Origin of the sequence: Mesorhizobium sp. B283B1A (assembly GCF_020165735.1) — a bacterium.
Taxonomy (GTDB): Bacteria; Pseudomonadota; Alphaproteobacteria; order Rhizobiales; family Rhizobiaceae; genus Mesorhizobium; species Mesorhizobium opportunistum.
The window spans coordinates 58,324-67,311 of the sequence record NZ_JAIUIQ010000037.1; the positions used below are offsets into that span (position 1 = coordinate 58,324).

At 63.2% G+C, this 8,988-nt stretch carries 10 protein-coding genes; 7 read left to right on the forward strand and 3 right to left on the reverse strand.

Annotated features, from left to right (window positions below; translation table 11 throughout):
• Nucleotides 1–101: 101 nt before the first annotated feature.
• Together LB577_RS25720 and LB577_RS25725 are read right to left on the reverse strand one after the other, a co-directional pair.
• On the reverse strand, nt 102–530 hold the full coding sequence (locus tag LB577_RS25720; RefSeq protein ID WP_224689457.1) for a L,D-transpeptidase: 429 nt from the start codon (nt 528–530) through the stop codon (nt 102–104).
• Nucleotides 531–534: 4 nt separating this feature from the next.
• Nucleotides 535–744: a hypothetical protein gene (locus LB577_RS25725; RefSeq protein WP_224689458.1), complete on the reverse strand. Its 210-nt coding sequence runs from the start codon at nt 742–744 to the stop codon at nt 535–537.
• Between the two features lie 8 nt (nt 745–752).
• Here LB577_RS25725 and LB577_RS25730 point away from each other — a divergent pair, with 8 nt between their 5' ends.
• The 5 genes from LB577_RS25730 to LB577_RS25750 all read left to right on the forward strand — a co-directional run bounded on the left by LB577_RS25730 (nt 753) and on the right by LB577_RS25750 (nt 7,360).
• Nucleotides 753–2,033: an acetylornithine deacetylase/succinyl-diaminopimelate desuccinylase family protein gene (locus tag LB577_RS25730; protein ID WP_224689459.1), complete on the forward strand. Its 1,281-nt coding sequence runs from the start codon at nt 753–755 to the stop codon at nt 2,031–2,033.
• A gap of 159 nt (nt 2,034–2,192) precedes the next feature.
• Nucleotides 2,193–3,671 carry an ABC transporter substrate-binding protein gene (locus tag LB577_RS25735; protein ID WP_224689460.1) on the forward strand — a complete coding sequence of 493 codons (1,479 nt, stop codon included), beginning with the start codon at nt 2,193–2,195 and terminating at the stop codon, nt 3,669–3,671.
• A gap of 256 nt (nt 3,672–3,927) precedes the next feature.
• Complete coding sequence (locus tag LB577_RS25740) at nt 3,928–4,875, forward strand: ABC transporter permease (protein ID WP_224689461.1); 948 nt, start codon at nt 3,928–3,930, stop codon at nt 4,873–4,875.
• Nucleotides 4,872–5,741 (forward strand): ABC transporter permease, encoded by an 870-nt coding sequence (locus LB577_RS25745; RefSeq protein WP_224689462.1) that lies wholly within the window; start codon nt 4,872–4,874, stop codon nt 5,739–5,741. The genes LB577_RS25740 and LB577_RS25745 overlap by 4 nt, the downstream gene beginning before the upstream one ends.
• On the forward strand, nt 5,738–7,360 hold the full coding sequence (locus tag LB577_RS25750) for an ABC transporter ATP-binding protein (protein ID WP_224689463.1): 1,623 nt from the start codon (nt 5,738–5,740) through the stop codon (nt 7,358–7,360). Before LB577_RS25745 ends, LB577_RS25750 begins: the two co-directional genes overlap by 4 nt.
• A gap of 15 nt (nt 7,361–7,375) precedes the next feature.
• Here LB577_RS25750 and LB577_RS25755 read toward each other — a convergent pair whose 3' ends face one another.
• Nucleotides 7,376–7,807 carry a TerB family tellurite resistance protein gene (locus tag LB577_RS25755; protein ID WP_023763424.1) on the reverse strand — a complete coding sequence of 144 codons (432 nt, stop codon included), beginning with the start codon at nt 7,805–7,807 and terminating at the stop codon, nt 7,376–7,378.
• Between the two features lie 116 nt (nt 7,808–7,923).
• Here LB577_RS25755 and LB577_RS25760 point away from each other — a divergent pair, with 116 nt between their 5' ends.
• Together LB577_RS25760 and LB577_RS25765 are read left to right on the forward strand one after the other, a co-directional pair.
• Entirely contained in the window at nt 7,924–8,709 is a 786-nt protein-coding gene (locus LB577_RS25760; protein WP_224689464.1) for a TSUP family transporter, read from the forward strand.
• Nucleotides 8,710–8,761: 52 nt separating this feature from the next.
• Complete coding sequence (locus LB577_RS25765; protein WP_224689465.1) at nt 8,762–8,932, forward strand: hypothetical protein; 171 nt, start codon at nt 8,762–8,764, stop codon at nt 8,930–8,932.
• Nucleotides 8,933–8,988: the final 56 nt, after the last annotated feature.

Genomic DNA, 8,988 nt, shown 5'->3' on the forward strand with positions numbered 1-8,988 from the left:
TATTCCTGCAACATTTTCCGCGATGAACCGCCCGAAATGCAGCCGACCGCACCCAACTCCACCGCAAAGGAGCACTGTGGAATCAACGTCCGGTCAGAGCCCTAGTTGGTGACGACAATGCGCGTGTTGCCGAATCCCACTTCCCGCACCATCGAATAGAAGGCCGCGGCATTGGCCGTGTGCAGCCGCACGCAGCCATGCGAAGCCGGGCGGCCGAGCTGCCTGACGGCACCGGTTCCGTGGATGGCATAGCCGCCATGGAAGAACACGGAATATGGCATCGGCGACATATGGTATTTGCGCGAATACCACATCCGGGCCGTGCGTTGCGGCCGATAGTTGCCACGCGGCGTGAAATAGCCGGTGCGCGCGGTCGACACGCTCCACCTGTAAACCGACAGCCCATACCGGACCGTCATCGTCTGCGAAGATACGTCTATGTTCGCCTCGAGGCTGGCTGCCCAGCTCTGCCCCGAAGCGCCGAACAGCATCGCGACAAATACGGCCGCCATGAGAATTGTCTTTTTCATGCGATCAAACCCCTTTGATTGCCCCTTGCTTGCCTGCCTTCACGATGTTTTTCATCTTTTTAATGGCAGGTGAATGAAGTAACACACACTCATTGACCAATTGGCCAATCCAAAGCAGAGAATTTGAACGATTTCCCGCGATAGTTGCCGCATCGACACGCCGCACCGGCCTGATCACCAGCGGGCTTGCAAAACCGCCGAGATCGCTGCTCAACTCGTCATATGAACGAGCGACTCCTCAAGGCAATCGACAGCAAGCGCGACGATGTCGTTGCGCTGAACGCCGACCTCATCCGTTTTCCGACCATCAATCCGCCTGGCGAAGCCTATGGGCCATGCGCCGAATACATCGGTGCGCGGCTGAAGAAGCGCGGCTTCGAGACGGAATTCATCCGCGGCGAAGGCACGCCCGGCGATACGGATCGCTATCCGCGAATCAATGTCGTCGCGCGATTTGACGGACGCTCTCCAGGCGCCTGCGTCCACTTCAACTCGCATATCGACGTCGTCGAAGCCGGCGATGGTTGGACCGTCGATCCCTTCGCCGGCGTCGTCAAGGACGGCAAGGTCTACGGCCGCGGCGCCTGCGACATGAAGGGTGGGCTCGCCGCCTCCATCATCGCTGTCGAGGCCTTCATGGAAGTATTCCCCGACTTTCCCGGCGCCATCGAGATATCGGGCACGGTGGACGAGGAATCCGGCGGCTTCGGCGGCGTCGCCCATCTGGCCGGGCTCGGCTACTTCTCGAAGCCCAGGGTCGATCACGTCATCATCCCCGAGCCGCTCAACAAGGACCGCATCTGCCTTGGCCATCGCGGCGTCTGGTGGGCGGAAATCGAGACCAAGGGCGAGATCGCGCATGGCTCCATGCCATTTCTCGGCGACAACGCAGTGCGCCATATGGGCGCTGTACTGCAAGCTTTCGAGGACGAGTTGTTCCCCGCGCTTGACCGCAAGATGACACGCATGCCGGTGGTGCCTGAAGGGGCGAGGCGCTCGACCATGAACATCAATTCCATCCATGGCGGCCAGACCGAGGATTTCCGGCCCGGCCTGCCCTCGCCCAACGTGCCCGATTCCTGCCGGCTGACCATCGATCGCCGCTTCCTGCTCGAGGAGGATCTGGCCACGGTCAAAGGCGAAGTGACCGGCATTCTCGACCGGCTGAAGCGCGAGCGCAAAAAGTTCGACTACGAGATACGCGACCTCATGGAAGTGCTGCCGCTGATGACCGAGCGCGACGCACCCGTGGTCAGGGCCGTGGCGCAAGGCATTCATGCGATCTTCGACCGCGAGCCGGACTACGTCATTTCTCCCGGCACCTACGACCAGAAGCACATTGCCCGCATCGGCCACATCTATGATTGCATCGCCTATGGACCCGGCATTCTCGACCTTGCCCATCGGCCGGATGAGTGGGTCGGGATATCGGACATGGTGGAATCGGCCAAGGTGATGGCGATCGGGCTGAACGTGCTGCTGCGCGGCACGGCCGCGGGCTGAGGCCTCCCGCCGGACAAGCTTCGACCGATCGAAACGGCCGCCGGGAGAAAAACTTTCCCAACCACGACGCCCGGCAGCACGAAACGCAATTTACTCCCGCACGAAATCACGCTTCTATCGCCCGGTTTGAGCACGTGTCTGAACGCATGGGAGTGCACGATGAGATTGTGGAAAATCATTCTGGCCGCGGCCGTCCTGGCACTGGCCGCCGGAAGCCCGGCCTTTGCCGCGCGCACCGACCTTGTCATCGGCATTCCGCTCGAGCCGCCGCATCTCGACCCGACCGCCGGCGCCGCCGCCGCCATCGATGAGGTGCTCTACGCCAATGTGTTCGAAGGCCTGACGCGCATCGGCCCGAATGGCGAAGTGCTGCCGGACCTGGCCGAAAGCTGGACCATTTCCGACGATGGCAGGGCCTACACTTTCAAGCTGCATACCGGCGTGAAATTCCACGACGGCGCCGACTTCAGCGCCGACGACGTGAAATTCTCGCTGGACCGCGCCCGCGCCGACAATTCGGTCAATGCTCAGAAGAACCTGTTCGCGGCCATCGACAAGGTCGATGTCATCGATCCGGCGACGATCAAGGTCACGCTGAAGAACCCGCAAGGATCCTTCCTCTACAATATGGGCTGGGGCGACGCGGTGATGGTGTCGCCAAAATCGGCTGACACCAACAAGGAGAACCCGATCGGCACCGGTCCGTTCAAATTCCAGGGTTGGGCCAAGGGATCGTCGATCACGCTGGTGAAAGCCGACCATTACTGGGGCACGCCGGCATTCCTCGATAAGGTCGAGTTCCGCATCGTGCCGGATGCCGCCGCCAATGTTCCGGCGCTGCTGTCTGGCGACATCCAGGCCTTCCCGTTCTTCGATCCCGACGGCCTGGCGCAGGTCAAGGACGACCCGCGTTTCAAGGTGGTGATCGGCTCGACCGAGGGCGAAACCATCCTGTCGATCAACAACAAGAAGCCGCCTTTCGACAAGCTGCAGGTCAGGCAGGCGATCTCCTACGCGCTCGACCGCAAGGCAATCATCGACGGCGCCTCGGCCGGCCTCGGCCAGCCGATCGGCTCGCACATGTCACCGGCCAACAAGGACTATGTCGACCTCACCGGCCGCTATCCGCACGATGTCGCCAAGGCCAAGGAATTGCTGAAGGAAGCAGGCCTGGAGAACGGCTTCAAGGCGACGCTGAAGCTGCCGCCGCCCGGCTATGCGCGGCTCGGCGGCGAGATCATCGCCTCGCAGCTTCGCGACGTCGGCATCAACCTCGATATCCTACCGGTCGAATGGGCGCAGTGGCTGGACCAGGTGTTCACCAAGAAGGACTACGACCTGACCATCGTCTCCCACACCGAGCCTAACGACATCGATATCTATTCGCGCAAGGATTACTATTTCAACTATGACAATCCGGCCTTCGACAAGGTGATCGCCGACCTCAACCTCACCTCCGACGCGGCCAAGCGCAAGGCGTTGCTCGGACAGGCGCAGAAGATCCTGGCCGACGACGCCGTGGTCGGCTTCCTCTACGAACTGCCCAAGGTCGGAGTCTGGGACGCCAAGCTGCAAGGGCTGTGGGAAAATGCCCCTATCCAGGCCAATGACCTGACCAAGGTGAAGTGGAGCGAGTGAAGCTGTTGGCGGAGAGGCGACGTTTGCGCGCCTTGGCGCCCCCCTCTGCCCTGCCGGGCATCTCCCCCTCAAAGGGGGAGATTGCGCTGTCGCCGCTGCTTTCGCCAATCATCAGCGACGCGTTTGTGGCGCCGGCGCTGAAATCGCCAATCTCCCCCCTTGAGGGGGAGATGTCCGGCAGGACAGAGGGGGGCGCCGTAGAACGAAGTCGTCACCTGTTGATTGCCATCGGCAACACCACCGTCCCTCACCCCCCATGACCGCCTACCTCCTCAAGCGCCTCGCAATAGCGCTCGCCACGCTGGTGCTGGCTTCCATGGTGGTGTTCGCGGTGCTGGAAATCCTCCCCGGCGACCCTGCCCGGCTGATGCTGGGCATGAACGCCAGCGCCGACCAGGTCGAGTTGCTGCGCAACCAGATGGGCCTCAACGCACCGCTGCCTTGGCGCTACCTGCACTGGGCCGGCGGCCTGCTCAGCCTCGATTTCGGCCGCTCCTATACCTATTCGGTGCCGGTCATCGATCTCGTGCGCGAACGGCTTGCCGTGTCGTTGCCGCTGGCGCTGATCGCGCTTGTGCTGTCCACGGTGATCGCCATTCCGGTCGGCCTGTTTTCCGCCAGCCGGCGCGGACGGGCCGGCGACACCGTGGCGATGGGCGCGGCGCAGCTTGGCGTCGCCGTGCCCAATTTCTGGTTCGCGCTGATGCTGATCTATGTCTTCGCGGTCTGGCTGCGCCTGGTTCCGGCCGGTGGCTTTCCCGGCTGGGGAGCCGGTGTCTGGCCGGCGCTGAAATCGCTGCTTTTGCCGGCGATCGCGCTTGCCTTGCCGCAAGCGGCGATCCTGGCACGTGTCACCCGCTCGGCGCTGATCGAGGTGCTGAACGAGGATTACATCCGCACCGCCCGCGCCAAGGGCCTGCCCTATCGCGCCGTGCTTTGGCGGCACGCACTGCGCAATGCCATGATCCCGGTGCTGACCATACTCGGACTGCAATTCGCCTTCCTGCTTGCCGGCACCATCATCATCGAGAATGTTTTTTATCTCCCCGGCCTCGGCCGGCTGGTGTTCCAGGCCATCACCCAGCGCGACCTGATCGTCGTCGAAAGCGTCGTCATGCTGCTGGTCGCCGCCGTCATAGCCGTCAACCTCATCGTCGACTTTTCCTATGCGGTCGTCGATCCGCGCCTGAGAAGCCGGCGATGACCATGCATATCGACATTCCCGAGGAAACCTTCGGCAGCATCCTGGCCAAGGCATTCCGGAACACCGCTTTCGTCACCGGCTTCGTCATCACCTTGCTCATCCTGGTGATGGCCATCATCTCCTATGTCTGGACGCCCTACGATGTGACGAAGCTGGTCATAGCCGACAAGACGCAGGGGCCCTCGCCGACGCATTGGTTCGGCACCGATCATTTCGGCCGCGATATCCTGTCGATGATCATGGTCGGCGCCCGCAATTCGATTGCGGTGGCTTTTGTAGCGGTCGGCATCGGCATGGGCGTCGGCGTGCCGCTCGGCGCCTTTGCCGCTGCGCGCGGCGGTCTCGTCGACGAGGCGCTGATGCGCATCAACGACCTCGTCTTCGCCTTTCCCGCCCTGCTGTCGGCGATCATGATCACCGCCATCTTCGGGCCGGGCGCCGTCAACGCCATCATCGCCATCGGCATTTTCAACATTCCGGTGTTCGCACGGGTCGCCAGGGCCGGCGCGCTGGCGATCTGGCCGCGCGAATTCATCTTGGCCGCGCGCGCCGCGGGAAAAAGCAGCACGCGGATATCGATCGAGCATGTCTTGCCCAACATCGCCACGCTGCTTCTGGTGCAAGGCACCATCCAGTTCGCGCTGGGCATCCTGGCCGAAGCCGGGCTTTCCTATCTCGGCCTCGGCGCGCAGCCGCCAATGCCAAGCTGGGGCCGCATGCTGTTCGACGCCCAGACCCGCATTGTGGTGGCGCCGTGGATGGCGATCTTTCCCGGCATGGCGATCGTCGTCACCGTGCTCGGTCTGAACCTCCTCGGCGACGGCATCGCCGACATTCTCGACCCGAAATCGCGGCGGCGGCGATGAGCCTGCTGGAGATCGAGAACCTGTCGCTCGCCATCGGCGACACGCCGATCCTGAAAGGCGTGGAGCTCTCCCTTGCATCAGGCGAAGTCATGGGGCTGGTCGGCGAATCCGGCTCCGGCAAGTCGATGACCGCGCTGACGGTGATGCGGCTTCTGCCCCACGCCGCGCGCGCCACCGGGCGCGTCACATTCGATGGTATAGATATCCTCGCCGCGACGGAGGACCAGATGTGCGCGCTGCGCGGCGACGACATCGGCATGGTGTTCCAGGAGCCGATGACGGCTCTCAATCCGGTCAAGACCATCGGCGAACAGGTAGCCGAAGGCATACGCTGGCACACCAAGGCCACACGCGCGGAAGCCGAGGAGCGAGCGCGAAAAATGCTCGACCGCGTCGGCCTTCCCTCGGCCAAATTTCCACTGTCGCGCTATCCGCACGAGTTGTCCGGCGGCCAGCGCCAGCGCGTCGTCATCGCCATCGCCTGTGCGCTGAAGCCGAAGCTGCTGATCGCCGACGAACCGACGACGGCCCTCGACGTGGTGCTGCAGGCGCAGATCCTCGACCTCCTGCGCGATCTCGTGGCGGAGAGCCGCATGGGCCTGCTGCTGATCTCGCACGACCTCGCCGTGGTGACCGAGATGGCCGACCGCATCACCATCCTGCGCCATGGCGAGGTGATGGAGGCCGGCGATACTGCACGCACGCTGTCCGAACAGCTCCACCCCTACACGCGCCAACTGGCGCAAGCCTCGATGCATGTGCCGGCGCGCGCCAAGCCGCATGGCGCTGGAACAGGCAAGCCCCTGCTTCAGGTCGAGAACGTGACCCGTGACTATGCCGGCCGGCGCACCGCGCTGTTCAGGCGCGCGCCCGACATCCGCGCCGTCGACGATGTCTCCCTGTCGATGGCGCCGGGTCAATCAATGGCGCTGGTCGGCCGCTCCGGCTGCGGCAAGTCGACGCTTGCCCGGATGATCCTGGCACTGGACCGGCCAAGCGCCGGCACGATCCGGTTTCGCGGCGACACCATCACCGGCAAGCGCGAACCAGAACTGAAGCCGGCGCGACGCGACATGCAGGTTGTCTTCCAGGATCCCTATGGCTCCTTCGATCCGCGCCAGAAGGTGGAAAGGCTGGTCGCCGAGCCACTGCATGTGCTGGAAAAGAAACCGACCCGCGCCGAGCGTCGCGAGATGGTGGCGCATGCGCTGCACGAGGTTGGCCTCGGCATCAGCGACATGGACAAGTACCCGCACGAATTTTCGGGTGGCCAGCGCCAGCGCCTGTCGATCGCCCGCGCCATCATCACCCGCCCCAAGCTGGTCGTTGCCGACGAGCCGGTCTCGGCGCTCGACGTCTCGATCCGCGCCCAGATCCTCGATCTGTTCGCCGAACTCAACCAGAAGCTCGGCATCGCCTATCTCTTCATTACCCATGACCTGACCGTCGCCCGAGCCATCGCCGACGAGGTGCTGGTCATGCATGACGGCAAGATCGTCGAGCGCGGCAGGACGAACGAGGTGCTCGATCATCCGCAATCCGAGGCCGCCAAGGCGCTGGTTGCCGCCGCCCCGGACCTGCACAGGGCAATCGCGCGCCGGATGCAGGAGCAAGGTTAAGAAGGCGGTTCCCCCCTACTCTTCCGCCTTCACCACATCGACTGGACTGATGTCGAGCAGATCGAGTGTGCGGCGCAGCAGGCGCACCTCGGTCTCGGCCAGTTGCGAATCGGCCTTGGCGATCTCCGCCATATGCTGCGCCAATTGCTTGCGCCGTTCGACGTCGAGATCGCGGAACAGTGCAATCGCCTGGGAGCCGTTGGTCTCGTAGCCGAACTCGTTGAGATATTCGATAACGCTGTCGATGCTGCTTTCCTGGATGCCGAAGGCGTCCTTGCAGATGCGCCGGAAGGCCACCATCTCGCTCTCGCTGACTGTGCCGTCGGCCAGGATCATGCGGAACAGCATCAGAAGTTCGGCCGACAGGACGGGATCGTCCGCCACCTTGCGCACTCCGGGGTCGCCGTCGAAGATCGAGCGTATCTGGTCCAACAATGCGAATGCCATCGGTGCCCCTTTCCGATTCCTCTCCCCTAGAGTTAGCGCGGAATCGGCCTTGCGCAAATGGGGTGGTCGTGATCGAACGCCCGCTATCTCAGCCGACCGACGCTCCCACGGATCAGATGATCGATCTCAGCATCCAGACAGTTGCCATGCTCGCCTTCGCCGCCTTTGCGGCGGGCTTTGTCGATTCGATTGCCGGCGGCGGTGGACTGATCACCATTCCGGCGCTGCTGCTGGCCGGTTTCTCGCCGGTCGAGGCGCTTGGAACCAACAAACTGCAGGGCATGTTCGGCTCCGGATCGGCGACAATCCATTATGCCTCCAAGGGCCATGTCGATCTGCGCCGGCAATTGCCGTCGGCGCTGCTGGCGCTCGCCGGAGGCGCCGTAGGCGCGTTGCTGGCCACCATCGTCCCGAGTGATCTCCTGCGCGCCCTGCTGCCCCTGATTCTGATCGCCATCGCGCTCTATTTCGCGCTCAAGCCCAATATGAACGACGTCGACCGCGCTGAACGCCTGTCGCCATTCCTGTTTGGACTGACCCTTGTGCCGGCAATCGGCTTCTATGACGGCCTGTTCGGGCCTGGAGCGGGCTCTTTCTACATGCTCGCCTTCGTCGCCCTGGCCGGTTACGGCGTGCTCAAGGCGACGGCGCATACCAAACTGCTCAACTTCGCGTCCAACATCGGCGGCTTCATCGTCTTTGCCGCCGTCGGCGTCATCTCCTGGAAGATCGGCCTGATGATGGGCATTGCCCAGTTCCTCGGCGCCCGCGTCGGCGCGAGCCTGGCCATGCGCATCGGCGCCAGACTGATCAAGCCGCTGCTGGTGGTCGTCTGCGTCGCACTGGCGGTGAAGCTGCTGGCCGATCCGGCCAACCCGCTGCGCGTCATGATTGGTGTGTGACCACACGCCCTGATAGAATGACGCTGTTCGAATCATGTTGGAGGAGCCAGACATGAATCTCAGCGCGCCTACCCAGATTGTTTTCATCATTTCCCTTGTCATCGCCATCATCGGCATTCTTGCCGCGCTTGGCGTCCTTGCGTTCATTCCAATCGCAGCGGTGTGGATCGTTCTCATCGCCTACATCGTGCTTGCCGCCGGCTGCCTGATGCGCGGCGCCTGACAAGTTTCCCTTGAAGTGGGAACCGAGAGCGGCCCGCCCAAAACCCGGGGCGGGTT

Coding starts and splice junctions, on each gene's coding strand:
- LB577_RS25745 (WP_224689462.1), top strand. CDS start 4,872: ATGACCATGCATATCGACATTCCCGAGGAAACCTTCGGCAGCATCCTG.
- LB577_RS25750 (WP_224689463.1), top strand. CDS start 5,738: ATGAGCCTGCTGGAGATCGAGAACCTGTCGCTCGCCATCGGCGACACG.
- LB577_RS25755 (WP_023763424.1), bottom strand. CDS start 7,807: ATGGCATTCGCATTGTTGGACCAGATACGCTCGATCTTCGACGGCGAC.
- LB577_RS25740 (WP_224689461.1), top strand. CDS start 3,928: ATGACCGCCTACCTCCTCAAGCGCCTCGCAATAGCGCTCGCCACGCTG.
- LB577_RS25765 (WP_224689465.1), top strand. CDS start 8,762: ATGAATCTCAGCGCGCCTACCCAGATTGTTTTCATCATTTCCCTTGTC.
- LB577_RS25730 (WP_224689459.1), top strand. CDS start 753: ATGAACGAGCGACTCCTCAAGGCAATCGACAGCAAGCGCGACGATGTC.
- LB577_RS25720 (WP_224689457.1), bottom strand. CDS start 530: ATGAAAAAGACAATTCTCATGGCGGCCGTATTTGTCGCGATGCTGTTC.
- LB577_RS25735 (WP_224689460.1), top strand. CDS start 2,193: ATGAGATTGTGGAAAATCATTCTGGCCGCGGCCGTCCTGGCACTGGCC.
- LB577_RS25760 (WP_224689464.1), top strand. CDS start 7,924: ATGATCGATCTCAGCATCCAGACAGTTGCCATGCTCGCCTTCGCCGCC.